This is a genomic window from Buttiauxella cochleicola (genome assembly GCF_021283185.1).
GTDB classification, from domain to species: domain Bacteria; phylum Pseudomonadota; class Gammaproteobacteria; order Enterobacterales; family Enterobacteriaceae; genus Buttiauxella; species Buttiauxella massiliensis.
Genome location: NZ_JAJSOS010000005.1, coordinates 116,705 through 142,554, shown reverse-complemented (window position 1 = coordinate 142,554; position 25,850 = coordinate 116,705). Strand labels below are relative to the sequence as shown.

General features: G+C 48.7%; 25 protein-coding genes, 1 tRNA gene and 1 pseudogene. 9 read left to right on the top strand and 18 right to left on the bottom strand.

Annotated features, from left to right (window positions below):
- Positions 1-8: 8 nt before the first annotated feature.
- Positions 9-923, bottom strand: a complete 915-nt coding sequence (locus LVQ76_RS09400; RefSeq protein ID WP_151994326.1) for an ABC transporter permease subunit — start codon at positions 921-923, stop codon at positions 9-11.
- A gap of 141 nt (positions 924-1,064) precedes the next feature.
- Positions 1,065-2,186, bottom strand: a complete 1,122-nt coding sequence (locus tag LVQ76_RS09395; RefSeq protein ID WP_034458282.1) for a branched-chain amino acid ABC transporter substrate-binding protein — start codon at positions 2,184-2,186, stop codon at positions 1,065-1,067.
- 527 nt (positions 2,187-2,713) lie between these two features.
- Between LVQ76_RS09395 and LVQ76_RS09390 the strand changes: the two genes are divergently transcribed.
- Positions 2,714-2,789: transfer RNA gene (locus tag LVQ76_RS09390), tRNA-Asn, on the top strand.
- Positions 2,790-2,941: 152 nt separating this feature from the next.
- Positions 2,942-3,733: an MBL fold metallo-hydrolase gene (locus LVQ76_RS09385; protein ID WP_232921504.1), complete on the top strand. Its 792-nt coding sequence runs from the start codon at positions 2,942-2,944 to the stop codon at positions 3,731-3,733.
- A gap of 133 nt (positions 3,734-3,866) precedes the next feature.
- On the opposite strand, the gene LVQ76_RS09380 is transcribed toward LVQ76_RS09385, so the two are convergent.
- Positions 3,867-4,850 carry a Gfo/Idh/MocA family protein gene (locus LVQ76_RS09380; RefSeq protein WP_232904266.1) on the bottom strand — a complete coding sequence of 328 codons (984 nt, stop codon included), beginning with the start codon at positions 4,848-4,850 and terminating at the stop codon, positions 3,867-3,869.
- A gap of 179 nt (positions 4,851-5,029) precedes the next feature.
- Here LVQ76_RS09380 and LVQ76_RS09375 point away from each other — a divergent pair, with 179 nt between their 5' ends.
- Positions 5,030-5,728: an RluA family pseudouridine synthase gene (locus LVQ76_RS09375; RefSeq protein WP_232921503.1), complete on the top strand. Its 699-nt coding sequence runs from the start codon at positions 5,030-5,032 to the stop codon at positions 5,726-5,728.
- A 135-nt stretch (positions 5,729-5,863) separates the two neighbouring features.
- Positions 5,864-6,025 (top strand): annotated as a pseudogene (locus tag LVQ76_RS09370) (DHCW motif cupin fold protein); the annotation flags it as partial.
- 124 nt (positions 6,026-6,149) lie between these two features.
- Here the strand turns inward: LVQ76_RS09370 and LVQ76_RS09365 are convergent.
- The gene (locus LVQ76_RS09365) at positions 6,150-7,058 is read right to left on the bottom strand and encodes a LysR family transcriptional regulator (protein WP_015697052.1); all 909 of its coding nucleotides are present in this window, start codon (positions 7,056-7,058) and stop codon (positions 6,150-6,152) included.
- Between the two features lie 121 nt (positions 7,059-7,179).
- Here LVQ76_RS09365 and LVQ76_RS09355 point away from each other — a divergent pair, with 121 nt between their 5' ends.
- On the top strand, positions 7,180-8,109 hold the full coding sequence (locus LVQ76_RS09355; RefSeq protein WP_064518707.1) for an alpha/beta hydrolase: 930 nt from the start codon (positions 7,180-7,182) through the stop codon (positions 8,107-8,109).
- A gap of 428 nt (positions 8,110-8,537) precedes the next feature.
- Here LVQ76_RS09355 and LVQ76_RS09350 read toward each other — a convergent pair whose 3' ends face one another.
- The 4 genes from LVQ76_RS09350 to LVQ76_RS09335 are packed head-to-tail and all read right to left on the bottom strand — an operon-like array spanning position 8,538 to position 12,642.
- Positions 8,538-9,872 (bottom strand): MFS transporter, encoded by a 1,335-nt coding sequence (locus LVQ76_RS09350; RefSeq protein WP_133522841.1) that lies wholly within the window; start codon positions 9,870-9,872, stop codon positions 8,538-8,540.
- A gap of 55 nt (positions 9,873-9,927) precedes the next feature.
- Entirely contained in the window at positions 9,928-10,770 is an 843-nt protein-coding gene (locus LVQ76_RS09345; protein ID WP_133522840.1) for an NAD(P)-dependent oxidoreductase, read from the bottom strand.
- A 10-nt stretch (positions 10,771-10,780) separates the two neighbouring features.
- Entirely contained in the window at positions 10,781-11,782 is a 1,002-nt protein-coding gene (locus LVQ76_RS09340; RefSeq protein ID WP_133522839.1) for a transketolase family protein, read from the bottom strand.
- Positions 11,779-12,642, bottom strand: coding sequence for a transketolase (locus LVQ76_RS09335; protein ID WP_232921573.1), 864 nt, complete (start codon positions 12,640-12,642; stop codon positions 11,779-11,781). The genes LVQ76_RS09340 and LVQ76_RS09335 overlap by 4 nt, the downstream gene beginning before the upstream one ends.
- A 241-nt stretch (positions 12,643-12,883) precedes the next feature.
- Here LVQ76_RS09335 and LVQ76_RS09330 point away from each other — a divergent pair, with 241 nt between their 5' ends.
- Complete coding sequence (locus LVQ76_RS09330) at positions 12,884-13,777, top strand: LysR substrate-binding domain-containing protein (RefSeq protein ID WP_232921502.1); 894 nt, start codon at positions 12,884-12,886, stop codon at positions 13,775-13,777.
- A 370-nt stretch (positions 13,778-14,147) separates the two neighbouring features.
- On the opposite strand, the gene LVQ76_RS09325 is transcribed toward LVQ76_RS09330, so the two are convergent.
- On the bottom strand, positions 14,148-14,552 hold the full coding sequence (locus LVQ76_RS09325; protein ID WP_232921501.1) for a YybH family protein: 405 nt from the start codon (positions 14,550-14,552) through the stop codon (positions 14,148-14,150).
- Between the two features lie 362 nt (positions 14,553-14,914).
- On the opposite strand from LVQ76_RS09325, the gene catA reads away from it, so the two are divergent.
- Positions 14,915-15,583 carry a type A chloramphenicol O-acetyltransferase gene (catA, locus tag LVQ76_RS09320; RefSeq protein WP_232904268.1) on the top strand — a complete coding sequence of 223 codons (669 nt, stop codon included), beginning with the start codon at positions 14,915-14,917 and terminating at the stop codon, positions 15,581-15,583.
- Positions 15,584-15,689: 106 nt separating this feature from the next.
- Here catA and LVQ76_RS09315 read toward each other — a convergent pair whose 3' ends face one another.
- Positions 15,690-17,618: a putative bifunctional diguanylate cyclase/phosphodiesterase gene (locus LVQ76_RS09315; RefSeq protein ID WP_232921500.1), complete on the bottom strand. Its 1,929-nt coding sequence runs from the start codon at positions 17,616-17,618 to the stop codon at positions 15,690-15,692.
- Between the two features lie 17 nt (positions 17,619-17,635).
- Positions 17,636-18,130, bottom strand: coding sequence for a putative pterin-binding protein (locus tag LVQ76_RS09310; protein WP_232865288.1), 495 nt, complete (start codon positions 18,128-18,130; stop codon positions 17,636-17,638).
- Positions 18,131-18,827: 697 nt separating this feature from the next.
- Between LVQ76_RS09310 and cueP the strand changes: the two genes are divergently transcribed.
- Positions 18,828-19,370: a copper-binding periplasmic metallochaperone CueP gene (cueP, locus tag LVQ76_RS09305; protein WP_232921499.1), complete on the top strand. Its 543-nt coding sequence runs from the start codon at positions 18,828-18,830 to the stop codon at positions 19,368-19,370.
- A gap of 47 nt (positions 19,371-19,417) precedes the next feature.
- Here the strand turns inward: cueP and LVQ76_RS09300 are convergent, their stop codons facing one another.
- Genes LVQ76_RS09300 through LVQ76_RS09285 form a run of 4 tightly spaced genes read right to left on the bottom strand, consistent with a single transcriptional unit; the run spans position 19,418 to position 22,461 of the window.
- Entirely contained in the window at positions 19,418-19,918 is a 501-nt protein-coding gene (locus LVQ76_RS09300) for a nucleoside deaminase (protein WP_232921498.1), read from the bottom strand.
- Between the two features lie 12 nt (positions 19,919-19,930).
- Positions 19,931-20,689, bottom strand: coding sequence for an ABC transporter permease (locus LVQ76_RS09295; protein WP_232921497.1), 759 nt, complete (start codon positions 20,687-20,689; stop codon positions 19,931-19,933).
- On the bottom strand, positions 20,686-21,465 hold the full coding sequence (locus LVQ76_RS09290) for an ABC transporter ATP-binding protein (RefSeq protein ID WP_232921496.1): 780 nt from the start codon (positions 21,463-21,465) through the stop codon (positions 20,686-20,688). Before LVQ76_RS09290 ends, LVQ76_RS09295 begins: the two co-directional genes overlap by 4 nt.
- 9 nt (positions 21,466-21,474) lie before the next feature.
- On the bottom strand, positions 21,475-22,461 hold the full coding sequence (locus LVQ76_RS09285) for an ABC transporter substrate-binding protein (protein WP_232921495.1): 987 nt from the start codon (positions 22,459-22,461) through the stop codon (positions 21,475-21,477).
- Between the two features lie 259 nt (positions 22,462-22,720).
- On the opposite strand from LVQ76_RS09285, the gene acuI reads away from it, so the two are divergent.
- On the top strand, positions 22,721-23,695 hold the full coding sequence (acuI, locus tag LVQ76_RS09280) for an acrylyl-CoA reductase (NADPH) (RefSeq protein WP_232921494.1): 975 nt from the start codon (positions 22,721-22,723) through the stop codon (positions 23,693-23,695).
- Between the two features lie 113 nt (positions 23,696-23,808).
- Here acuI and LVQ76_RS09275 read toward each other — a convergent pair whose 3' ends face one another.
- From LVQ76_RS09275 to cobT, 3 genes are all read right to left on the bottom strand, one after another.
- Positions 23,809-24,183 (bottom strand): helix-turn-helix domain-containing protein, encoded by a 375-nt coding sequence (locus LVQ76_RS09275; protein ID WP_151994344.1) that lies wholly within the window; start codon positions 24,181-24,183, stop codon positions 23,809-23,811.
- A 73-nt stretch (positions 24,184-24,256) separates the two neighbouring features.
- The gene (locus tag LVQ76_RS09270) at positions 24,257-24,520 is read right to left on the bottom strand and encodes a type II toxin-antitoxin system RelE family toxin (protein WP_232921493.1); all 264 of its coding nucleotides are present in this window, start codon (positions 24,518-24,520) and stop codon (positions 24,257-24,259) included.
- A gap of 248 nt (positions 24,521-24,768) precedes the next feature.
- A complete protein-coding gene (cobT, locus tag LVQ76_RS09265; protein WP_232921492.1) occupies positions 24,769-25,821 on the bottom strand; it encodes a nicotinate-nucleotide--dimethylbenzimidazole phosphoribosyltransferase in 1,053 nt (350 codons plus the stop codon).
- Positions 25,822-25,850 lie beyond the last annotated feature (29 nt).

Here is a 25,850-nt window from a genome sequence, read left to right as displayed (position 1 = left end):
TTGCTCCCTCACACTTTGGCAACGATGGGTCGGCCAAGCAGCCCCTGGGGACGGAAAATGAGGATCACCACCAGTAACCCAAACGAGAACACATCTTTGTAATCGGAATTCACCATGCCGGAGAATTGCGCCTCAGCAATCCCCAGAATCAGCCCGCCCAGCATCGCGCCGGGTAGCGATCCAATCCCACCCAATACCGCCGCGGTGAACGCTTTAATACCAATAATAAAACCCGCGTAGAAATCGAAAGTGCCGTAGTTCATGGTGATAAGCACACCCGCCAGCCCCGCCATTGACGCACCAATCACAAACACAATCGAGATAATACGGTCGGTATTAATCCCCAGAATTGAGGCCATCTTGCGGTCTTGCTGCACCGCCCGGCACATGCGCCCCAGTTTGGTATTGCCGATAATCCAGGTCAGCAGCAACATGCCAGCAAACGAAGCAATCAGGATGAACACTTTGGTGTAGGTGATTTGCACAAATCCTTCACCAATATGAAAACGGAATACGCCATCAAGCATGGTTGGAATACCCTGTTGACGCGGCCCCTGGCTGATTTGTGCGTAGTTTTGCAGGATTAACGACATGCCGATTGCGGAAATCAGCGGTGCTAAACGGGTAGAGTTGCGCAGCGGTTTATAAGCGATGCGCTCGATGGTCCAGCCGTACACGCCCGTCACCACTATGGTGAACACCAGCGTGCCGAGAATGAGTAAAGGAAACGACTGCAAACCAAAGAACGAAAGCAGCGCAAGCCCGATGGCGCACAGATAAGCGGAGATCATATACACTTCGCCGTGGGCGAAGTTAATCATGCCAATAATGCCGTAAACCATGGTGTAGCCAATAGCTATCAACCCGTAGACGGAACCTAGCGTTACGCCATTGATCAATTGTTGCAGGAAGAATGCGTCCATAGGCAGGCAATCTCTTTTAGCGCGGCGGACAAGCTTCTTTTGTAGGTCGGGTAAGCGCAGCGTCACCCGACACTTTCACCAGCAATGAAAGGCGAAAATGGTGGATGACGCTACCGCTTATCCCCCCTACAAATCCCGATATTATTGGACTTCTTTATATTTTCCTTTGTCATCCCACTGGTAGACGACATAGTCGGAGACTTTCAGGTCGCCTTTATCATCCCAGGCTTTTTTGCCCATCACGGTATCCACCGGATTGGCTTTCAGCCAGGCGCTGGCTTTGGCTGAATCTGTACCGCCAGTGGCTTTAAATGCCGCAGCAATGGCCTGAACAGAAGCGTAGGAATAGAGGGTGTAACCTTCAGGTTCAAATTTGCTGGCGCGGAATTTGTCGATTACCGCTTTGCCATCAGGGATCAAGCGAGGATCTTTACCGAAGGTCATGTAAATGCCGTTGGTATATTGCGGGCCGCCTGCAGCAGTCACCATCTCTTCGTTCACGATGCAGTCGCCGGAGAAGAATTTAGCCTGCACGCCCTGCTCACGCATCTGGCGTACAAGTGGCCCCGCTTCCGGGTGGCAACCGCCGAAGAACACCACGTCTGGTTTTTGCGCACTGATTTTGGTGACCAGCGCATTAAAATCTTTTTCACCGCGCGACAAGCCTTCGTACATCACATCATTAACGCCACGTTTCGCGAGTGCCGCTTTGGTAGCATCTGCAAGTCCCTGCCCGTAGGTGTCTTTATCGTGAATGATCACCACTCGTTTGGCTTTGAGTTTATCGATAATGAAATCGCTGGCGACCTGCCCCTGTTGGTCATCACGACCGCACATGCGGAACATATCGTTCATCTTACGCTCGGTGATGAGCGGGTTGGTCGATCCGGGAGTGATGGCGAGAATGCCCGCATCATTGTAAACCTCCGAGGCAGGCATAGTAGATGAAGAACAGAAATGGCCGACCACGGCCTTCACTTTGTCCTGGTCGACCAAACGGTTAGCGACGGAAACCGCCTGTTTTGGTTCACAGGCGTCATCGCCCTGCACCAGTTTGATTTTTTCGCCGTTAATCCCACCGGCAGCATTAATATCTTCGGCGGCCTGAGTCGCGCCATGCCAGTACTGATCGCCATAAGTCGCGTTCGGCCCGGTAAACGGCCCTGCGACACCAATGACAATATCGGCATGGGCGGAAAACGCCGTTACCAGACAACCAGCCAACACCAGAGAAAGAGGACTTCTGATCAATTTCAGCGACATTTGTATGTTCCTTAGCAAATCAGCAAAGAGGTTTATGCAAAACGGTGTAAGAGCCATTTCAAAAGCAAAAACGCGAACAAAATGCACTATCCAGTCAATTTCCTGTGGTTACAGCGAGGTTTCCTTACGGGGTTTCCTTACGATTTTCACAGCCTTGAACATTAAGCAAAATGGTTGCCAGATTTGGCCACCCGGTGCCTGGATTCAGACTTATTTGAGTATAGAGCGCCGTTTAATGCGCTCCGGTACAACGCAATGAATTTACAGCGGGGATCACATCTGCTTAACAATAAAGCTGTGATGTTCAAGATTTATGCGTCTTTGCACCAACATAGTCCATAGATAAATAATGGTTACTATTGAGCGGAGAAATGGGTCGGAGCGTGATTTGTATTTACTGATTACAGATAAGACAAATTCGCCTTAATACTCAACATGTTGACTATAAAAAGAGCAAACAAAAAACTTTTTCGTGAACCCTTTGACATGCCCCCCTCGAATCGTTAATATGCGCCCCGTTAACCGATTCCTCTGTAGTTCAGTCGGTAGAACGGCGGACTGTTAATCCGTATGTCACTGGTTCGAGTCCAGTCAGAGGAGCCAAATTCGAGAGCCCGCTTAAGGAAACTTAAGCGGGCTTTTTTGTTTTTGTGGGTTTCTATAATTCTCTCGCAGCACTAACTGGCACATCCATATGTACCGTTGTGCCAGGCTGACTGTGTTTTAAAAGACACCAGAACAGAGAGGACGACTCAATGATCACGTTATGCAAAGCCTGCGGCACATCCTATGAGGCCAGCGCTTACCACCCGGCACATTGCAAAATCTGCAAAGATGAGCGTCAGTATCTACCCGTGAGGGGGCAGCAATGGGTCGATTCTGACAGCCTTTTTAGTTCACATACCAATACATGGAAACAGCACGAAACCCACCTCTTCAGCATTCAAACTGTGCCTGAGTTTGCGATCGGTCAACGCGCTTTTCTTCTGCGAACGCCGGAAGGTAATATTCTGTGGGATTGCATTGCCACGCTCGATGACGCCACAAAAACGCTGATTCATTCACTCGGCGGTCTCAAAGCTATCGCCATATCGCATCCTCATTTCTACAGCACCATGCAAGATTGGGCCGCCGAGTTTGAAGCCCCGATTTACCTTCATGCCAGCGATAGCCAGTGGATCATGCGCGATAGTCCGTGGATTACCCTTTGGGAAGGTAACACCCTTAAACTGGTCACTGACGTCACTCTATTACGGCTCGGTGGGCATTTCGCCGGCAGCAGCGTTCTGCACTGGGCAAAAGATGAAGGAATGCTGCTTTGTGGGGACACCGTTCAGGTCACCCCTGGCGCGGATGCGGTCTCTTTCATGTGGAGCTATCCCAATATGCTACCGCTGCCAGCAGCGACGGTCGGTAACATTATCCGCCAATTGGATTGCCTGAAATTTTCGAAACTCTATGGCGCGTTTGAAGGAAAGGAGATCGCAAAAAATGCGGATGAGATAGTCCGCCGTTCAGGCGAAAAGTATATTGCCTGCCTCAGTTAACGATATAGCCAGATTCGCTAGCTGGTTTAAAACTCGTTGTTAGAAAATCATCAAGGGCTTAGTCATAAACCTGGCGGTTGTGTTGGGTCCGGAAATGAAGACTCACTTCCGGGTTTTATTTCAACGGGTCAAACTAGATTTCAAAGGGGAATTTCATACCCCATTCTTTACGCATATTATCCATAATTTTTAATACGGCGATTGTGTCATGTGGTTTCATTATGTCACTCGCCGTTTTCCCCTGGCGAATACAATCGTTGGTGTGCCTTAATTGATACTCGAAGCCATCGAAATCAAACGGGAAGTTATACTCTTTTTTATTGTCATTCTGGTAAACCGTAAATCCATTTGCAGCGTGTGGTGTATCGATAACAATATAGCCATTTTTACATTGAATGATCGCTTGCTGGCGTGACAATGCTTCTACGGATGAGCTTAGCAAAGCAACTTGCCCACTTTCATACTGCATAAAGTAGAAACTTGACAGATCGACTCCACCGTCAGATAACACAGCATTAGAGACAACGCTTTTAGGTTCATATCCTAATAGCATGCAGGTAATACCAATAACGTAAATCCCCACATCATAAAGTGCACCACCCGCAAGCTCAGGATTTATTTTACGATCATTTCTGCTACCAGGCGGGTTGATGCCAAAATCTGCAGCTATATTAACCACATCTCCCAGTTGGCCACTGTTCAAAATTTTATGTATTTCCGCATATGCCGGTAAGAATTTCGTCCAGAACGCTTCCATAATAAACAAACTATTGTCAGAGGCTTGTTTAAATAAATGTTCAGCCTGGCTTACATCAATTGTGAAGCTTTTTTCACATAAAACATGCTTGTTATTTTTTAAACACAGTAAGCTATTTTCATAATGTGAGTTATGCGGCGTTGCGATATACACTGCATCTATATCAGCACTCTGCGCCAGTTCCTGATAACTGCCAAAGGCTTTCTTCGCACCATATTGCTTTGCAAAAGCTTCTGCATTTTCAATAGAGCGTGAGGCTACACCAACAAATTCACACTCATCTGATAAGTAACCCAGAGTCCCGGCGAATTTTTTAGCAATCGTTCCTGTACCAATGATGCCCCAACGGATTTTTTTCATTTTAATAACCATTAACTGTTTTGATGTTGTAAAAAATAACCCCGAGCCACATCAGTTTCAACGAGTTATTCGAAAATCGAAATCACAAAGCCAACCTGTATGACAAAGCGAATAGCCAGATTCGCCTGACGGTTTAAAATTCGTTATCATCCGCTCCCACTCACCCTCCAGGCAGCCTGATGTCTACGATTATCGATACCTTTATCGCCCCTGCGTGCCATGAAAAGATAGAGGTTCTCTATCAGGACGAACACCTGGTGCTGATCAATAAGCCCAGCGGGTTGCTCAGCCTGTCGGGGAAAAACCCGCAAAACCTTGATTCGGTGCATCATCGCTTAGTTCAGACATTTCCCGGCTGCACGCTGGTCCACCGCCTGGATTTTGGTACTTCCGGGTTGATGGTGATTGCCCGCAACAAAGCGATCAATGCAGCCCTTTGCCAGCAATTCAGCCAGCGCACGGTGACCAAAGTCTACAGCGCACTGCTCTGCGGGCACCTGCACAACAACGAAGGGGTGATAGATGCGCCGATTGCCAAAGACCCGGCGCTATTCCCGCTGATGTCGATTTGCGCAATCAACGGCAAGCCTGCACGTTCCGGCTATCGCGTCATTGAACGCGTTTATCGCGAACAGGATGACGGGACGCTACTGCCATTAACGCGAGTAGAGCTAACCCCGGAAACAGGGCGTACTCATCAACTGCGCATCCATTGCCAACAGTTGGGCCACCCTATTTTAGGCTGTGACCTATATGGCGGTTTATTGCTACCAGGCACTGAACAAACTCCCCGCCTGATGCTGCATGCCAGCGAGCTGCATTTTATTCATCCGGTTAGTGGGGAGTGGATCAGAGCGAGGAATGAGAGTTTGTTTTGAGGGGGGGTTAACACTCGCTAAGTTGGGTTTGCGTCTGCTATGAGCGAACTGCGGAAGTTAGCCTCACACGGGTAATCAGTTTGTAGGAAGATTTCTAAAAGTGAATGGCGCGGATTACAGGGATACTTACACCAAAAAGGGCATGTTCTTTTCTGCATGGAGGGAGAACTAGAAACAATGCTCGAAGATGGTCGTAAATTCATTTTAACTGCGGGGATGAGCTATCAGGTTGGTGATAACGCGGAGCCACATCAGTCCAGAACTACGAAAGGCGCAAAACTCTTTATTGTGGACTGATTCGTATGTTGGAGCCATTGTGTCAGCCCGCTTCACGCAGCAGATTGAAGAGACAACAGGTCTGCATTGAGCGAAGCGGACATTGTGCCTGAAAATGCAGCGGACAACTGCGTTTGGATATACTTCATTCCCAAGGTAAACCTTGCTCCCAGCTTTCCACAAGCAGGTCAATAAAAGCCCGAATTCGCGGTGATAAATGTCGTTTACTGGGATAAATGAGCCTAATAGGTTCCGGAGGGAAAGGATACTCCTCAAGCACCGGTATTAACTTACCGCTACGTAAATCCTCCCCTAGCAAATAGGTTGGTAAGTGAACGATACCAAATCCAGAAATAGCCGATGCCCGCATGGCTTCCGAACTGTCGAGGTTAAGCCTGCCAGGCCCTTCATAAACAAAAGTGCCTTCCGGGGTCGCAAACCGCCAGCTGCGTCTCTTTTCTGCACTCAGAAGAAAGATAGTGTCATGCCCGGTTAAGTCTGCGGGTGTTTCTGGAACGCCCCGTGAGGATAAATACTCGGGTGATGCACAAGTGACAATGTGCTGCGAAGCAATTGTACGGGTAAGAATACGTGAGTCATCGCGAGGTTCACCAATGCGAATGGCAATATCAAAGCCTTCTTCAATAAGATCAACAAACCTGTCGCTAAAGGACACCTCCGCACGAAGTTCCGGCCACTTTTTCAGATAAACATCCAGAATGGGAAGGATATGGCGCTGCCCAAAAGAAAGCGGCGCACTCAGCCGGAGAGTCCCCGTTGGCTTACCCCTGCGCATGGCCATGGCGGCATCGACCTCTTCTAGGTCATCCAGTATCTGTCGGCAACGATCGAACATGACCCTCCCTTCATCGGTGAGACTCAGACTCCGGGTGGTACGGTTAAGGAGACGAACCCCCATACGCGTTTCGAGCCTGACAATACTCTTGCCAATGGCAGAACGTGTGAGCCCAAGAGAACCCGCGGCGTGGGTGTAACTCCCGGCTTTTACAGCCGCGACGAACGCGGCGATGTCACCAATGCTGTTGATCTCCATGCTTTATTTATCTCATCCAATACGGGCGATAAAGTACCCTAATATGGGAAGCACATTCCCCAAATGTTTATATATTATAGATTCCTGTTCACTTATAACGCAAATGCAAACAGGAATGACAATGCTGAATCAACAAACTAAGCAAGCCGTAAAAGAATGGTCTGAAAGTCTGGCCGGTCTGGGTCCAATCCTTACGGGTGAGGATACCGTAACGCCTATGAGTGAGGTGCGTGACGCCTACGCTCGGATGCTGGCTAAAAATCCCGCACCTGCCGGTGTCAGCTTTACTGAGGTTGATATGGGGGGCGTGCCGGGAACGCTGGTGACTCCTGACAACCTTGAAACAGATGCCATCGTGATGTACATCCACGGCGGGGCTTACATTGTCGGCGAATCGTCGGGCTATCACGGTATTGGTGGCAACTACGCCAGCATGCTGGGCGCACGGGTATACATGCCGGATTACCGTCTGGCGCCGGAGTATCCTTTCCCTACGCCCGTTACCGATACCGTTCGTGCGTATGAGTGGTTAATTGAACAGGGATTTGACGCCAGCAAAATCGTACTGGCAGGCGAGTCTGCGGGCGGAGCAATGGTGGTTACCGTTATGGTAGCTGCACGTAATAAAGGCCTGCCACTTCCAGCCGGCGGTGTTTCCATTTCCCCATGGGCCAACCTTGAGCACACGGGCGTCTCCATGACCAACCGGGAAGGTCTTGATCCTCTGAACACCAAGGCCGGTCTGGATTTCCTGGCACGTACCTTCCTGGGCGATGCGTTACCTAATCACCCAATGGCATCACCGGTGTTTGCCGATGTGACAGGTCTGCCGCCGGTGCTGGTTCAGATTGGAGAGAATGAACTGATGCTGAGCGACGCGATGCGGCTCGCAACTCATCTGGGTGATAACCGGGTTCGCGTAAATCTGGAAGTCTGGCCGGGTATGTTCCACGCCTGGCATTTCTTCTCCACGCTGCAGCCAGAAGCGGTGCAGGCTCTTGAGAGCTCCGTCGCCTTTATCAAGCAAGCTCTGCGGGATGCATCTAAGTAATTATCAATGATAATCGCTTAAAAAAGGGGCGCGTCTAATTGCGCCCATCAGAAGTAAAAATGACGGATTGATAGAAACAACTTTCTTTATATCCCGATCCTACCTAACGGCGTCTGCAACTATTTTTGTATTAGTTACACCTGCTTTTAATCAATTAAAACACCGTGGCGTTAGCAACGTCCGCTTCGGTACTTATCAGCCACAGGTTGATCTCTGTCAGCTATGAGCTGTGTGTTGCATCCATTAGTTGAACTCACAGCGAAGAGCGGACGTTTAGCCTGTGAAGTAAAAACTATATCCTGACCGGGACGCAGCATTTCGGCGCTTGACTTTATTGCCTTCGGGACGCACACCGCCATTACTGCATCACGTCCCTGAAAGCCTTAATATTGCATTCAGGGATGTGACTATTTCTCCAAGGAAGAAGCTTAGTAACTTTTATCCATATGTGTTTTTACAACACTGGAAACTATTTTATTTTTTTTATTTATTCTGGCTGGTGCCGTCTCTGGCGTACGTAACGCGCACCAGGTAGAAAGCACGCCCAGAAGAGAGAATATAACTGCCGGCCCGATCCAGCCAACCATGCTATATACACCGGTAGAAATAAATGGAAGTAATCCTGCAACGACAGATGCCCCGTTATAACCCAGTGAAATACCTGACGAGCGTATATGGGCCGGAAACTGCTCGGCAAACCAGCTTGATTCCACCGCAAAAATTGGATCATGACTCAGCACCAGTGATAATGCGATCGCCGTAATCACCAGCACAACAGCACCGGTATTAATCAACATAAACATCGGGATACCAAATGCTATGGTGAACAGGGCGCCAATCAGAAATACCCGGCGGCGGCCTATTTTGTCACTTAATGCGCCGTAAAAGAGATGACTGCCCAGACCAAGCACAGAGCCGATGAGCGTTCCCCACAACACGTGACGAGTGTCCGTTATCTCTGCAAGAACAACATAGGAAAGCATAAAGCTTGTCGTAATATAGTAGCCGCCGGTTTCAGCCAGTCGTAACCCCACAATATTCAAAATCGTTCGCCAGTCACGACGGATGACTTCCAGAGCCGGTTGCTTAACAATACGCTTCTCCGCTTTTGCTTTTTCAAACTCTGGCGATTCCGCTACGCTCATGCGAATGAAGATGCCGATTGCCACCATGATGAATGAAATCAGGAACGGCACCCGCCATACCCAGTCACCTTCAAACAAGGCGCCAGAGAGAAGAAAAGCGCCGTTAGCCAGCAGCAGGCCAAGCGGAATACCGAGTTGCGGAACGGCACCATAAAAACCCCGTTTCCTCTCCGGGGCGTGTTCAAATGCCATCAGCACTGCACCGCCCCATTCAGCACCAAATCCGATACCCTGGATCATGCGCAGCAGAATCAGCAGAATGGGTGCCAAAATACCCACCTGCTCATAGGTCGGCAAAGCACCGATCAGGACCGTTGCAAGCCCCATTGCCAGCAGTGACCAGAACAGTACAGCTTTACGGCCATAGCGATCGCCAAAATGCCCGGCAAGATAACCGCCAACCGGCCGCATCAGAAAGCCTACGGCAAGGGTAGCAAAGGCCGCCATGATACCGACAATAGGTTCCTCGGTATGGAAGAAGATTTTTCCAAACCACGCAGCGGCTGCGGTACCGTAAATAAAGAAATCGTAGCTTTCAACCGCTGAGCCTATCATTGAGGCGATGGATACTTTTACCGGGTTGTTTTTATGATTATCAGGTACAGAGTTAGATTTCATTGTTGACCCCGTTTCGATAGTTTACCCGGAAGATCCCGGCAAACACTTATGGCCCCTACCAGGTTTCAATCACCCGGCTATCATCATGTTGCCCCAGGCCAGCTTTTGCTGCGGCCACATAGCGGGCATGTGCCACGTTTAAAAGTGGAACTTCTGCCTCGCATGCCGCTGCTGCGTCTGCTACCAGACCGCTGTCTTTAACAAAGATATTTACGGCACTGGAAACCTCCACATCTGTGCCCTGTAGCATGCGCGGGCCTCGGTCTGACAACATCCAGGAGCCTGCCGCGCCGCCCTCGACAAGCGGTAAAACCTGTGCTGGATCTAATCCAAGCGAATGAGCAAGGTTCAGCGCTTCGGCGGCGGCTACGATGTGGACGGCGCAAAGATGCTGGTTAATCACCTTAATTCCCTGTCCGTCGCCAGGCCGGTTTCCTACCGTTTTCATCCTGCCCATCGCTGTCAGAACCGGTGCGACATGGTTAAGCGAAACTTCCTCACCCGCCGCAAAAATCACCAGATCCCCGGTGCTGGCCCGCGCAGTGCCGCCGGTTACCGGCGCATCAACCACGCTGGCGCCTGCTTGCTGCAGCTGTGCGGCGGCGGCAATGATGGCTTCGGGGCCAACGGTCGACATAATCACCCAGTGCTGACCAGCCACATTCGGTAATGCCTCCTCCACAAGTGCCGCAAGCTGCTGAGGAGTGGCAACCATGACCACAACCACGTCAGCTTTTCCTGTCAGGGCATATCGCTCTACGGCTTCTATGCCCTGAGTACGCGCGCGCTGCCGGGACGTTTCAGCCACATCCACGCCCTGTACGTCATGTCCGGCTGCCTTTATTCTTAATGCCATAGGCATTCCAATAGCGCCCATGCCGACGAATACAACTTTCATGTCGTGCTCCTTATGCAAGCCAGCCTTTAACGGCGTTGATCAGGGATGAGGTAGAAATGCCATAGCGATCGTGCAGCGTCGGCAGCGCACCTGCGGCCAGGAATTCATCCGGCAGCCCGATATGACGGAACGCAGGCATGACCTGTGCACGCATTAATGTCGTCGCTACTGCTTCACCCAGTCCGCCAACTACACTGTGGTTCTCAATAACCACTACCAGACGTCCGCTGCGGCGGCACTGTTCAAGAATGGTGGCCGTATCGAGAGGCTTAATGGTCGGCACGTGCAGCACGGCGACATCCACCTTGTCCTGCACCAGCGCTTTTGCTGTTTCCAGCGCCCGCATGGTCATGATGCCGCTGGAGATAAGCAATACGTCACGCCCGTCCTGCAGGAGTTTGGCTTTCCCCAGTTCAAACTGATAATCGTACTCGTCCAGTACCAACGGCACCTTTCCACGCAACAGGCGCATGTACACAGGGCCGTTATGATCGGCCGCAGCGGCGACGGCCTGTTCGGTATCCAGAGCATCACAGGGATCAAGGATGGTCAGATTAGGAATTCCGCGCATTAATGCGATATCTTCGGTTGCCTGATGACTGGGGCCATAACCCGTGGTGAGACCCGGCAATGCCGCGCAGATTTTCACATTGAGGTTCTCTTCTGCTATCACCTGATGAATAAAGTCGTAAGCGCGACGAGTAGCGAAAACGGCATAAGTGGTGGCGAAAGGGATCATGCCCTCTTTGGCCATGCCGCCCGCCGCACCCATGAGCAGCTGTTCCGCCATCCCCATCTGGAAATGGCGTTCAGGAAAGGCCTGGGCGAAGATGTGCAGATCAGTATATTTAGAGAGATCGGCGGTAAGGCCAACGATATTAGGCCGGCCCTGTGCCGCTTTGACGAGTGCATGACCAAAGGGTGCCGACACGGTTTTCTGACCTTCTGCTGCGATGGAAGCAATCATGGCCGAGGTGGTTAAACGGGGTTTCTTCTCTGCGACGCTGCTCATGCGCGCTCCTCCTCTACTTTATCAAGAATGGCGATTGCTTTTTGCCACTCATCTGCATCAACGCGGATAAAATGGTTTTTTTCACGCGCTTCCAGAAAGGGAACGCCTTTACCCATTAGGGTATCCAGGAGAATGACGCGCGGTTTGGGCTCTTTCAGCTGACGCGCGCGGTCAAATGCCGCTTTGACTGCTGCAATATCATTACCATCAACGCGCTGTACATCCCAGCCAAACGCCAGCCACTTATCGGCCAGAGGTTCAAAACCCATTATTTTTTGTGAGGGACCGTCAGCCTGCTGCTGATTAATATCAACCAGGGCTATCAGGTTATCGAGCTGGTGATGCGCCGCTGACATGACGGCTTCCCATGTTGCACCTTCATCAAGTTCACCGTCCGACATGGAGTTGTATACAAAAGCTGAGTTGCCTTTATGACGTAGCGCCAACGCCATACCTGTGGCAATGGCAAGTCCCTGACCTAGCGAGCCACCGGACATTTCCATACCTGGCGTATAGGTTGCCATTCCTGACATCGGCAGCCGACTGTCATCCGAGCCGTAGGTTTCCAGCTCTTCTTCAGGGATGACACCAGCTTCAATCAGCGCTGCGTAAAGGGCGATGGCATAGTGGCCATGGGAGAGCAGAAAGCGGTCCCGTCCCTCCCATTCCGGATTTTCAGGATCAAAGCGCATGGCGTGGCACCAGGCCACAGCCAGCACGTCGGCAAGACCCAGCGCCTGACCAATGTATCCCTGACCCTGCACTTCCCCCATCCTCAGGGCAAAGCGGCGTATATGCCAGGCATGCCGGGCAATTTTGTTAAGTGAATCAGCTGATGCGATGGCGGGATCTGCAATCATGCTCATTTGCTGCTCCTTATAAGGGTGATTACAAAACAGTCAGGGATCGCGGATAGGTGACGCCCATACAGTGTGCTAGCTTATTCACGTATGAAGTCATCTTTCATAAGCGGTTACGGCTCTGTTTTAAGAGGTAACGCATTATGAATCCCCGCCTGTTGCGGTATGTGATGAGGTTATGCTGTTCAGAGTAAGACTGACAAAAGCAATAAATGCAGCAACTGCTGAAAAGGATTCATGAATGACACTCTTAAGAAAAGCGCCTCTTAACCTTTTGCGGGCTTTTGAAGCGGCGGGACGTACAGGTGGTTTTGCGCTGGCAGCCACTGAGCTGGAATTGTCGCCCAGCGCAATTAGTCATGCCATTCGCAAACTCGAAAATTTGCTGCAGGTCCGGCTTTTTCATCGCAGCACGCGGGAAATCGCGCTAACGAAAGAAGGGTCAATACTGCTTGAGCATATACAACGCGGGTTTAACGAATTGGAGCAGGGCCTTTCATTAGTCACGGCCAATGAATCCAGACCTCTGCGCCTTCATACAGCCCCAAGTTTTGCCCATCAGTGGCTGTTACCACGTCTCGGCAGTTTCATACGCGAGAATCCTCATATCGATCTGCGGCTTTCAGCCAGCACTGAATACGCGCGTTTTGAACAGGATGACTTTGACCTGGATATCGTCTACGGCGAGCCCCGTCCATCACCTTATGAGAAAATCCCTCTCGCGGTTGAAGAACTGACGCCACTATGTTCCCCACAGCTGGCTGAGCGCCTTCGGAAACCGGAAGATCTTTATGCGCTCACATTAATTCAGTGCGATGTGCAGTTGTATCAGTGGAAAGGATGGTTTCAGGCGAATGACATGAAGCCGCCCCGTCAATATGGGCTTCAGTTTGACCGCAGTTTTATGGCAATTGCCGCAGCAGTTGACGGATTAGGGGTGGTACTCGAATCAAAGCTGCTTGCAGAACGGGAAATAGCAAGCGGCAGGCTGGTTTGCCCGCTGGTTAGTAGCACCAGTGAAATTCATTACATTGGACACTATCTGGTTTTTCCGCAGCATCAGCACATGCATTTTGCGCTGGAGGTGTTCAAAACGTGGCTCCTCAGCGAACTTAATCTGGCTCAACTCAGATGATCATGCTCACGTTTTTCATTGATCTGATAACGGGGTATTACTCTTATAGGAAGCGATTTTTGTGAGAGCCCTCACTGCTTATGGCAGAGGTGCCACGCATGTTAAGTGTGGTTATAGATCGTTCGGTAGTGAAGGTATTCAAACTGCCGCTGCTCTCAAAGGCAGATAGAGAGAAAGTAGCGATAAGAACCTTATTCGGTTATCAACAATTAACACATATTCTTTGGTCCGCTTCTGGCACATAGCGGACGAGCTAACCGAGTTGAAGGCCCGCTCTGTGCGAGGAGCGGAAGTTGTGCCTGAAAAATGCAATGAATAATATCCATTTTAAAAGCGAGGCTACTACTCGCTATAGTTCAAGCAATGTGTTTTAGGCAGTATCAACATCCAAAAGAGAAGTACCATAAGAATTGTCGATTGTACAAAGCCAGCGACTATCACTGTCCTGCCGAAATACATAGGTTGCGCGACGTGTCGTTTCAACTATTCCACTGTGCCCATCGGGGAAACGAAGTACTGTTTCCATGATAACGAGAGCATTGCCGCCACCTTCTATCACCTGCATATCCCCCTGTTCTACAATAAGCTGGCCCTGAAAATAATCAGATATAGCAACAAAAGCTTTGCGGATATTAACTTTACCTTTGACGATCATACCAGGCTTAACTACCAGAGCAGCATCTTCAGAATAGTGCTCCATCAAAGAGTCAAAATCTTTAGCAGAGATCGCTCTGTCACATGATTCAATGATCTGGCGTAGAGGATGTGAGTGCATGAACATTACCTTTATTAAATGACCAACCCGTATTACTAAGCAACTCGACGTATCTGTATAGCTACCAAGATTTATGAGTTTCCGCTCCTGGCACGTAGCCACCAGTGAACGATCTTAGAGCAGATTTGAGCAAGGAGTAGATATTCCACAAAATTTTATTGCCAGGAAAAAACCAGTAGACTTAACAATCTACTTTTATTATCTGATATATAAAATATTTTAAACCCCTTCCCTACTGTATAATGATGAGCTACTCTCAAAAATGTGTTTTCTACAAAAATAGTTAGCATTCTATATGTTTCATTAACTCATGAAATTTAGATTAATATTTGATATATAATTTACAATCAAAGGTTAAAAAAATGAAAAAAACAACCCCAGAATATACACCTGTTGACTTGTCTCGTTGGGCAAGGAAGGAGCATTTTGAGGTATTTCAGTCATTTGCTCAAAGTACAATTAACCAAACTGTCCTGGTGGATATTACCGCGCTGCTAAAACATATAAGAGAAGTTGGCTGGAAATTTTACCCTACTATTATTTTCCTCCTGTCTAAAATCGTAAATAGTCATGCGGAGTTCCGTATGGCTATGAAGAATAATGAGCTTGTTATATGGAATGAGATTCATCCAAGCTATACCATTTTCCATAATGAAACGGAGACCTTTTCATCATTATGGAGTCACTACGATGGCAATATTCATCACTTCCAGGACGTTTATTCAGAAGATATTGCACGCTATGGTAATAACCTTTCTTATTGGCCTAAGGAGGAGTCTCGGGAGAATATATTTTTCGTATCGGCTATTCCTTGGGTAAGTTTTACCAGTTTTAATATCAACGTTGCAAACATGCAGAACTTTTTTGCCCCCATGTTTACTCTTGGAAAATACTACGAACAAGATGGAAAAGTACTGTTGCCTCTCGCTGTTCAGGTACATCATTCCGTGTGCGATGGTTTCCATGTGGCAAGACTGATCAATGAGTTACAATCGATGAGTGATGACATAGCCACCATCGCAGCAAGCTGAGAAACAGAGCTGGCAACAGGAGTTTGCTACTCCTGTCGTTTTTCAATTGCGTTTGAGTTGAAGTAGATATTCCGGTGTATGACCAGGCAGAAAGAAAATTTCCCCTTTAACCGTATCTAATTTTCCCATCTATATAAGGCTGAGGTTTACCAAACAGATAGCCTTGTATGAAATCACAGCCCAGCAACTGAAGGCTTTCCAGTTGCTCCTGTGTTTCAACACCTTCCGCAACGGTTTTCATATTGAGGGATTTCGCCATTCCGGTGATAAGCCTGATGATATTAAGGGCATCTTCCTGTGTGGATATAGAATTCACAAAGGACTTGTCTATTTTGATTTTATCGAAGGCAAGCTTACTCAGGCGCGAAAGAGAAGAATAACCGGTACCAAAATCATCGAGGGAGATTTTCACTCCCAGAGCCCGCAGCCTGTTAAGCGTATTCATCGGCGTATTACTCTCAGTAAAGAGAGAGGATTCTGTCACTTCCAGTTCAAGACGCTCAGCGGGAAGTCCCGTTTCGTTCAGAATGGACAACACCATTCCGGCAAAGGTTTTACTGCTTAGCTGGACAGGAGAGACATTGACTGAAATTTTAGTAGGAATCACCCAGGAAGCGGCTTCCCGGCAGGCCATTTCAAGCACCGATTTCCCCATCTCGTTAATCATTCCTGTTTTTTCAGCCACCGGAATGAAGCTGTCCGGCGACAGTAGGCCCTTCTGAGGATGTATCCAACGAATAAGGGCTTCATAACTGTAAATTTCCTGGCTGAAAGAATCGACAATAGGCTGATAGTAAACCACGAATTCTTTATTCACTAACGCCAGTGCCATATCATGCTCAAGGGTTCGGCTTTCTTGCAACTTATCTAACATCCATTGCCGGAAGACTTTTATTTTACCAGCGCCTTCCTTTTTAGCTTCATAAAGGGCCAGATCGGCAAATTTATAGAGATAGTCGGAGCGGCGTTCAGTGTCTGAGATGACAATACCGACACTGGTAGTTATATTGATAATCGTATTATAAATAGTGTAGGGCTGGCTGATAATATTGCATATATTTTGGGCTTGTAAAACGGCACTGCTCTCCGTCAGGCCACTCGAGAGAAACGCAAACTCATCTCCGCCTAAACGATAAAGCGTATCGGAAGCCAGGCCCATCGAAATTAGACGATGTGATATCTGGCGTAATAATATATCACCGACATCATGACCATACGTATCATTGACCTCCTTGAATCGGTCTAAATCAAACAACATCACATTCACAGAATTATTGTTTTTGACTGCGTTTTCGATGGTTTCATTTAAATTCCCCCAGAAAAAATGGCGGTTATTCATCTCTGTGAGAGAGTCATGGTAGACGTCATACTCCAGTCTTGCATTCTGGACTTGCAGTTTTTCTTTAGATTCCTGCAGTGCTTCAGCAAGACTCTTTACCTGAAGATGTGCCTTCAGAATATTTCTGTTTTGATAAAATATCAGTAGACCCAGTATCGCACTCATTATTATCAGCAATACAGACGTCGCTGAGTAAATATAGTACAGGGTTTTAATTTTGAGGTTGGCGTCATTGATCGTGTTGATATCTTTGTCTAAAGCGCCGGAGGACAGACGACTCATTTGTGCATCAAGAGTCTGCATTTTTTTCAGGTATGCCTGGAGTTCTGAGCGGTTCATTTTCTCAAGATTAATATCCAGATACTCAAGTGTCTTTTCAAGCTGTAGAGCCAGTGCATGATGGGCTTTATTACTTTCTATGTAATTCCTCAGATCACCTTCTTTCATTAAATCACTCTGGCTGAGCATAATGTCGAGACGCATGCGCACATCATCCAGCGTCATCGTCTCATCAATAGTGTAAAGACCAAGCAACGATTCGAACCGGTAATACTCTGATACCATCTGTGCAGCAGACCACGAAGCGGCGTAGTGAGTCAGTTTCTGTAACTCTTGTTGCCTTTCATGCACAAGGAAAGAGATATACGCAGTAGATATAAAAAGGAAACAAATGATGCCAGCCAGAATTCTGTTCATGTTGGTGTTCTGACCCATTACTCAATATTCATTCTGCTGACCTGCCAGGCTGACCTTGAATAATAAATCTGATTATTCAGCTCAGGGATGCTGTCATAGGGGTAAACAACAAACAACGGGCCTTTATCACGGATACGCATATATTCTCCATTGATTTTTAAAGCAAGGATAACGTTGTATTTCTTAAAATCACTGAGGGGGATTTCTGTGGTGTAGTCATTGAGCGCAGTGACCTTAACAACAGAACCTTTCGCCCCGACATAATCCATAAGCTTTTGTAGTGGAATACCCGTAAAAGTAGTGCGGCCATCATACCAGGGAGAAGTGGTCTGAAAGCTGACCATACCCAGTTTCTCAAGGCTGGCGATATCAAAAACGGCTTTACCAGCTTCATTTGTATTTTCGATATTACCAGACAGCGTTAAAAGGACTTTACCGGCAGGTCTGGCAAATTCGCCCGCCCAGACCTGTGTGGTGAGCGCAAAGCTTAACAGCATGACAATTAATCGCATTCTGACCTCGTATATCAACCGGATGTTTAAGAATTATAATTTAGTTATTGTGCTATTTATATATGCTCCAGGGTTATTGTTAATGCAATCATTTCACTAATATTTTAACTGATTAAAATCAAAAGGTTAAAAAACACTTTGGTTTTATATTGATTAAGCAATGTCGATTCATTTATTTGATATACATAAGACAGCGTTGCGCTTGTGCGAAAAACAACCAATTATTTGCTCGGCGCAAATAAACACACAGCAATATAAAGGTTTATTTGTTTGTAAGCAGGCAGAAATTTTACGTAAGCAATGTCCACTTCTGGCGCATAATAGGCCGTCAGGGTATGCCAAATACAAAAGCCTGCTCAGAGTTACCCAAGTAGGCTTTCTTAGGTTTATGGAAACATTTATGTTAGTCGCCAGAAAAACACTTCACTTCATACAATTCCCTCAAACTTAAACACGGATAAGCTGGATACACGCTTTTGCGCTATAGCACCTGAAAAGACCTAAATTGAAAAATCCCTACCCACCATTCAATCTCGAAGCGCGGGTTACTTCCCGTCGCTTCGACATCGCCTTTTACCCATAAACGCCCAAAATACCCATACATTCTGTAAAGAATTGCATATCCTTTTGACCCTCCCCTTAGGGGAAGGTCTAGAGTCGAGCACAACTCAACTCTCTCTTTAGACAGGAATTATAGATGAAACAAAAACTGCTTTTCGCTTTGCTGGCACTGAGCATCAGTGGCACGGCAATTGCTGCGCAATCAGATGCAGAGTTTCTCGCAGCACACGGTCTGTCGGGTAAAACCACCGAGCAAATGGTGGAAGCGATCGACGGTTCAACCCAGGCTCGACCATTGCCGTATAACGCAGGTATCACCAGCACCGAACTGAAGTTGTCTGACGGCACGCAGCAGTTCAGCTATCCGCTCGGCGATAAGTTCTATTTGTCTTTCGCACCTTACGTGACGCAAACCCATCCGTGCTTTAACCACAGTCTTTCTGGCTGCCGTGGCGAGCTTGCAAATACGCCATTTGATGTGAAAGTGACGGACAAAAGCGGCAAGATATTGATGCAGAAAAAGATGACCAGTCACGCGAATGGCTTTGTTGGCGTCTGGTTGCCACGTGATATGGAAGGCACGATTGAAGTAAGTTACCAGGGGAAAACGGCCACTGCGCCAATTGCGACGCACAAAGAGAGCCAGACCTGTTTAACCACGTTGCAATTGCAGGGTTAACCGTTGTCATGTCGGGTGAGGCTAACGTTCACCCGACATTCAACCCTCTACCGCCCCGTCCAAAACGCCTTTTGCATCGCCCTTGTCTCTTCGATAATTTCTTCCACCGGGCCAATTAACTCCACTGGTTTCTGGCAATGCTCAAAAACGTATTTCGACGACACACTCATGGTCGGGTTTTCTTCATGGTTGCCGGTCGCTTCCAATAGTTGACTCTCATACATGCCAAAAACGACTCGCCCAATATTTGCCCAGTACGCCGTACCCGCGCACATGCAGCAAGGTTCGACGGCGGTAAAGAGCGTGCATTGCCATAAATATTCGGCGGTGTAGTTAGTCGCCGCAATTCGCGCAAGGGTTGATTCCGCGTGATTAACCGTGTCGATATTGCACTGCTCAAGCAATACTGTTTCGTTATCCGGTGCGACTAACAGCGCACCAAAAGGATGATGCCCAAGTGCAATCGCCCTCTGTGCCACCTCATTTGAGCGGCGCAAGTGGCGTAAAATTTGCTCTTTATTTGGCGCAGGCCCACGTTTTAAAGACATGTGTTTCCTTCCTTATTTTGTATCGAAGCTCCACGGGAACAACCGTTTTTGCATCCAGCTCACCAGCCCGTACAACGTCAGGCTGCACACCACCAGCAAGAACAAGCTGGCGAAAGCCAATGGGATTTTGAACGATGAGGTGCTGAATAAAATCAAGTAACCCAGGCCTTGATCGGCTGCGACAAACTCCGCAACCACCGCGCCGATAATCGACAGCGTAATCGCCACTTTTAGTGCACTGAAGATATACGGCACTGCATACGGCATACGAATCTGCCAATATTCGCGGTTGCGTGGTGCACGTAATGTTTTAGACAGTTCAAGCAATTCAGACGGCACAGAATTCATGCCGGTCGCCGTGGAAATCACCAGCGGGAAGAAAGAGATCAATGTGGTGATCACCACCCGCGGCAACATGCCAGAACCCAGTGTTACGACAATAATTGGCGCAATTGCCACAACCGGCGTTGACTGAATCACAATCAACCATGGCAGCACCAGGCGGGCGAGCAATTTAGAGCTGACAATCGCAATGGCCAGCGGCAGCGCAATCACAATCGCCAACAGGAAACCACTTAACGCCACGCTTAATGTTGCAAGGATATGAGTCGCCCAGCGCCCGGCATCCAACGTGCTTACTGAAGCGAAAATGGCCGATGGCGAAGGTAGAATAAACACCGGGATGGCGAATAATTTACACGCCCCTTCCCACAGCAAAACCGCCACCACCAGCGCCAGCAGCGCAATGTACTTTTCCAGAAACGCTTTCATGCAGGCTCCTTGCGGCGACTAAACACTTTGTGGCGGATATCTGCGGTTAACTCATGGAATAGCGGGTGATTGAGTGTTTCCTCATCTCTTGGGCGTGCCAGCGGGACATCAATAATTTCACTCACCCGCCCAGGGCGCGCGCTCATCACCACGATGCGGTCAGAAAGTAGCAACGCCTCCTGAATTGAGTGGGTAACAAACAGCACTGTTTTTGGGCGTTCATTCCAGATACGCATCAACTCAAAACTCATTTCATCGCGTGTCAGCGAATCAAGAGCGGAAAACGGTTCGTCCATCAGCAAAATATCCGGGTCATGCAGCAAAGAGCGAGCAATGGAAACACGCTGCTGCATACCGCCTGAAAGTTCCGCCGGGCGCTTATTGGCAAACTGCGTCAGCCCTGTCATTTCCAGCAATTCATGCCCACGCGCGATATCTTTAGCATCCACGCGGCCATACTTGTGTTTCATCGGGAAAGTGATGTTATCGAGCACCGTGAGCCATGGCAGCAACGTCGGTTTCTGAAACACAAACCCCATTTCATCTCGCGGTTCGGTCACCGGGTTGCCATAAACAGAAATCACACCGCTGCTTGGTTTGATCAGCCCGGCAATCAAACGCAAAATGGTCGATTTCCCGCAGCCTGATGGGCCAATAAATGAGACGAATTCATGGCGACGCAGCGTCAGATTCACCTCATCAAGTGCAGTAACCCTGGTGCCATCAGCAGATATAAATGTCTGATTAACATGACTAAGCTCTATAACAGGCTGCATGATATTCCCTTATTTAGCGAGAAAACTACGGTCAACCAGGGTTTCCGGGTTTACTTTATCGGTCGGATATTTCATTGATTTCGCAACCCATTCCCACGTGTGCTTCAGAAGCGTCGGGTCGAATTGGCCCAGGCCTTCGCGCTGGCTAATTTCATTGTTAATCAGCGGTTTTGTAACGTTGAAATCAGCTTCCAGCATCACGACATCGGCTTCAGGCACCATCGCTTTTTGGTCAGCGGCGGCTTTGTCCGGGTGCGCCAGGCTAAATTCGATAGACTTTTTGGAAGCTCGGACGAAACGCGCTACAACATCCGGCTTTTCTTTGATGAGCTTATCGGAGGCAAAGAACGACAGGCCGTAGCCATCAAGGCCGTAATCGGTCCAGGCCAGTTCAAGCGGTTTTTTACCGACCTGAGTCAGCGTCGCTTCAATGCTCGGGCGATTAGTTGACCACACCACCACGCCATCAACACGCCCCTGTGCCAGCATTGGCACCAGCGTGCCTGGGTCAGCTTTGATCTGTTTTACGCTATCGGGATCAACACCATTGTTTTCCAGCATGATGGGAAGCAACGCATTAGAGGCAGAGAACGTCGGGATACCAAGCGTTTTGCCTTTCAGGCTTTTCATATCGGTCACGCCGCTTCCCTGCCACGAGTAAATCGCATCAGGCTGTTTTGAGTAAATGCTCATGATGGCTTTCACTGGAATGCCACCTTCAGCTTGCGCCATCATTAAAGAAGCAATGCCGCCAGTGCCCACATCAGCTGCACCTGAAGCAATTTTCGTCAGCGTGTCGCTGCTGCCACGGCCAGGTAAAATGGTGACATCCAGCCCTTCTGCTGCGTAAAAACCTTCTTGAACACCGACAAAAACGAATGCTTTATCACCGCCATTTGGCATCCAGTCGAGCTGCAGTTTTAACTTATCCAGTGCGGCTGCATGCGCACTTGCCAGTACCAGGGCTACAGCGGTTGTAAGTCGAATGACGCGCATGCTTATCTCCTCAGAAGGGGCTGAAACAGCCCAATGGGCATATGTGAAACTTTTGTCACAACTGGTGGAAACTTTTGTTTCAAACATACGAGTGGTAGGGTCAAAAGTTAAAATATGAAAATCTTATAACCTGCTAAAAAGCAGCCATTTACACAGGAATATTGTTGGTATTCTTTATTCTCAGCTGCTTCGGGTATACCGTGTTGGGCATCAGAAACAATTAGGCTGGAATACCCGGCCCAACGAATGAGGATCCACCATGAAAGCAGTCGTACTTGAACAAGTTGAAGGTCAGACTCAGGCCGAGGTAAAACAAATCTCTGCGCCGGCAATCGATCTGGGAAATGTGCTGGTTGATGTTGAGTGGTCAAGCCTGAACTATAAAGATGCGCTGGCGATCACCGGCAAAGGCAAAATCATCCGTAACTTCCCGATGGTACCGGGGATTGATTTCGCAGGGCGCGTGGCGAGTAGTGATGATGCTAATTTCAGCGCAGGTCAGGAAGTGGTGTTGACCGGCTGGGGTGTGGGTGAAAACCATTGGGGTGGCCTTGCCGAACAAGCACGTGTGAAATCCGAATGGCTTGTTCCACTACCTGCCGGCCTTAGCGCACGTAAAGCGATGATCGTTGGCACAGCAGGCTTTACTGCTATGTTGTGCGTGATGGCACTGGAAGATGCAGGTATTACACCAGAAAGCGGCGAAGTGGTTGTGACCGGTGCCAGCGGCGGCGTGGGCAGCACCGCAATCGCTCTGCTGCATGCGTTGGATTACCAGGTTGTAGCTGTTTCTGGCCGTGAATCCACTCACGACTACCTACGCCAGTTAGGTGCCAGCCGCATTCTGCCACGCAGTGAATTTGCTGAAACTCGCCCACTGGAAAAACAAGTATGGGCTGGTGCGGTTGATACCGTGGGTGGAAATGTACTCGCCAAACTGCTGGCACAGATGAACTACTCCGGTTGTGTCGCGGCTTGCGGCCTTGCGGGTGGGTTCTCACTGCCAACGACAGTGATGCCATTCATTCTGCGTAACGTACGCCTGCAAGGTGTTGATTCGGTTAGTGCGCCGATTGAGCGCCGAGTTGCCGCGTGGGAGCGTCTGGCCGAATTGTTGCCGGAGAGTTTCTATGAGACGGCAACGACCGAGATTAGCATGGAGCAAGCGCCTAAATTTGCCGATGACATTATGAATAATGCGGTTCAGGGGCGGACGCTGGTGAAGGTGAAGTAAGCTCTCATCTCTTTCACAAACTATCTCAATAAGGATAAAAATTGAGATAGTTTGTTGTAGTTATCCCTTTCCCCGACCAATCCAGGAGACACTCCATTGGCCCAGATTTTTTATCAGTCATCAATTAGCTGGGTAACGCGACATCTATACAATTCAGCGAGTTTTTCTAATGTGGAACGCTGAGGTTTAGCACGTTTCTCCATGTTTGCTACACCCGCTTGAGAGATGCCGAGCACTTCCGCCACAGCCTCTTGAGATAGACCACGATACATGCGCCAGGCGGCATGTAAAGTCGCGCCTTTTCTCATTTGGTAGCCTACAACTTCATGTGGGATTGTCTCATCGTCGTTAGGGCCAGGAGCATAGGGAACCGATTCGTAAAAATCATCCAGGTCTGCGGCTTCTACCAGTTTATTAAACAGGTCAATAGGTATCACAGCAGATTGACGTGCACCATTTTCATCGGTCAAGAATTGTATTTTTTTCATTCTCACGGGTCTCGCAAATATTGGAGAAAAGTCGAGATTTCTCACTTGTTGAAGCGGGTTGCCTCGCCTCCACTTAGTATGTATTTGATTGTCTGCGCATTACCTCTTCAATCTGGATTATGGTTGGATTTCCATCTATTACCGTAAACAGCACCCGATAAACACCCACCCTTACCCGATATTCTTTCCCTTTACTGCCGTGCAGCTTCTTTAAATCTAGCTGCACATCAGGAAATTCTTCTAGCTCACTTATCCGGGCATATATCGCTTCACGGTAGCGGCTATCTATGCGGAGAAGCTGTTTCATTGCCGTCTTACTCCATTCAACATTCGGCACTTTGGTTTCCTTATGTCGATCCGTGATAATTATCATAACTAAATTTAGTGATAAATAAAGTTATTTAGTGATAATTTAACTTAAAAATAGTTAAGCTTGAGCGTCCGAACTGCAAGACATCTTCTTACCGGGAACAAGGTCAAAAACCGGTTTGGTTTTTGACCTTGTTCCCGGCATAAATTGTACTGAAAGGTAAGTGAACGGAATTATCACGATCCCGGTAAATTCAGATTAGTGATCCAAGAAGATCACCCTGGCAACACAATATTGCTGTCTGCCAGCGATCCCATATTGTTGTGCATTGCGCACGCCGCATCCACCAGATGCATTGCCAATGCCGCACCGCTGCCTTCACCTAAACGCATACCCATCTGCAAATACGGCTCCAGCCCTAACTTGTTCATCGCGATCACCGCACCTTTTTCCGCAGACAAATGCGACGGGATTAAATAATCACGCACGCCTGGCGCAATCTGGCAAGCGGCGAGTGCTGAGGCATAAGACAGGAAACCATCAAGAACGACCGGCAGGCCAGCAGCCGCTGCACCCAACATCACACCCGTCATACCCACCAGGTCGAAACCACCCACTTTGGCCAACACATCAATACCATCAGCTGCATCGGGCTGGTTGGTTTCAATCGCTTTACGCACTACGGAAATTTTGTGATGCATCTGGTCGCTTGGGAAGTTAGCGCCCATGCCAACAACGTCGTCCGGTGAGCTGTCGGTTAACACGCTGACCATCGCAGCCGCAGGTGTGGTGTTCGCCATACCTAGTTCACCCACGCCAAACAGCGTGACGCCCTCAGCGGCTTTTTGCATAGTGAGTTGCATGCTTGCCAGCAGAAGGTTTTCAGCCTGCTCACGGCTCATCGCCGCGCCCTTCGCGATGTTGCCACTGCCACGTGCCACTTTCATATCCAACACACCAGGCAGAGCATCGCTGTCGATACCGACATCGACCACATGAATATCCGCACCGACAGTCGCGCCCAGTACACACACGCCTGTGTTGTGGCGTGTCATGTTCATCGCCTGAATCGCGGTCACAATTTGCGGGGAGATTGCCACGCCTTCTGCGTACACACCGTGGTCAGCACACATCACGAAGATTGATTTGCGTTTAGTGTTCAGGCCGTTTTTCATGCCTGGCATTCCTGCCAGCTGCACCGCTAATGCTTCCAGACGCCCAAGGCTGCCGAAAGGTTTTAACAGGCCATCAATGTGCTGCTGTGCACGAGCCATTGCATCGCAATCAAGCGGGGAAATCATTGCCAATAATGAATTTAAAGTTTGCATTTTTTTATTCTCAGAAACGTTATAAAAAA

Coding starts and splice junctions, on each gene's coding strand:
- cueP (WP_232921499.1), top strand. CDS start 18,828: ATGAAACAAAAACTGCTTTTCGCTTTGCTGGCACTGAGCATCAGTGGC.
- LVQ76_RS09380 (WP_232904266.1), bottom strand. CDS start 4,850: ATGAAAAAAATCCGTTGGGGCATCATTGGTACAGGAACGATTGCTAAA.
- LVQ76_RS09315 (WP_232921500.1), bottom strand. CDS start 17,618: ATGAACAGAATTCTGGCTGGCATCATTTGTTTCCTTTTTATATCTACT.
- LVQ76_RS09300 (WP_232921498.1), bottom strand. CDS start 19,918: ATGTCTTTAAAACGTGGGCCTGCGCCAAATAAAGAGCAAATTTTACGC.
- LVQ76_RS09345 (WP_133522840.1), bottom strand. CDS start 10,770: ATGAAAGTTGTATTCGTCGGCATGGGCGCTATTGGAATGCCTATGGCA.
- LVQ76_RS09375 (WP_232921503.1), top strand. CDS start 5,030: ATGTCTACGATTATCGATACCTTTATCGCCCCTGCGTGCCATGAAAAG.
- LVQ76_RS09385 (WP_232921504.1), top strand. CDS start 2,942: ATGATCACGTTATGCAAAGCCTGCGGCACATCCTATGAGGCCAGCGCT.
- LVQ76_RS09275 (WP_151994344.1), bottom strand. CDS start 24,183: ATGAAAAAAATACAATTCTTGACCGATGAAAATGGTGCACGTCAATCT.
- acuI (WP_232921494.1), top strand. CDS start 22,721: ATGAAAGCAGTCGTACTTGAACAAGTTGAAGGTCAGACTCAGGCCGAG.
- catA (WP_232904268.1), top strand. CDS start 14,915: ATGAAAAAAACAACCCCAGAATATACACCTGTTGACTTGTCTCGTTGG.
- LVQ76_RS09335 (WP_232921573.1), bottom strand. CDS start 12,642: ATGATTGCAGATCCCGCCATCGCATCAGCTGATTCACTTAACAAAATT.
- LVQ76_RS09325 (WP_232921501.1), bottom strand. CDS start 14,552: ATGCACTCACATCCTCTACGCCAGATCATTGAATCATGTGACAGAGCG.
- LVQ76_RS09400 (WP_151994326.1), bottom strand. CDS start 923: ATGGACGCATTCTTCCTGCAACAATTGATCAATGGCGTAACGCTAGGT.
- LVQ76_RS09285 (WP_232921495.1), bottom strand. CDS start 22,461: ATGCGCGTCATTCGACTTACAACCGCTGTAGCCCTGGTACTGGCAAGT.
- LVQ76_RS09395 (WP_034458282.1), bottom strand. CDS start 2,186: ATGTCGCTGAAATTGATCAGAAGTCCTCTTTCTCTGGTGTTGGCTGGT.
- LVQ76_RS09365 (WP_015697052.1), bottom strand. CDS start 7,058: ATGGAGATCAACAGCATTGGTGACATCGCCGCGTTCGTCGCGGCTGTA.
- LVQ76_RS09330 (WP_232921502.1), top strand. CDS start 12,884: ATGACACTCTTAAGAAAAGCGCCTCTTAACCTTTTGCGGGCTTTTGAA.
- LVQ76_RS09290 (WP_232921496.1), bottom strand. CDS start 21,465: ATGCAGCCTGTTATAGAGCTTAGTCATGTTAATCAGACATTTATATCT.
- LVQ76_RS09295 (WP_232921497.1), bottom strand. CDS start 20,689: ATGAAAGCGTTTCTGGAAAAGTACATTGCGCTGCTGGCGCTGGTGGTG.
- LVQ76_RS09350 (WP_133522841.1), bottom strand. CDS start 9,872: ATGAAATCTAACTCTGTACCTGATAATCATAAAAACAACCCGGTAAAA.
- LVQ76_RS09310 (WP_232865288.1), bottom strand. CDS start 18,130: ATGCGATTAATTGTCATGCTGTTAAGCTTTGCGCTCACCACACAGGTC.
- LVQ76_RS09340 (WP_133522839.1), bottom strand. CDS start 11,782: ATGAGCAGCGTCGCAGAGAAGAAACCCCGTTTAACCACCTCGGCCATG.
- LVQ76_RS09355 (WP_064518707.1), top strand. CDS start 7,180: ATGCTGAATCAACAAACTAAGCAAGCCGTAAAAGAATGGTCTGAAAGT.
- cobT (WP_232921492.1), bottom strand. CDS start 25,821: ATGCAAACTTTAAATTCATTATTGGCAATGATTTCCCCGCTTGATTGC.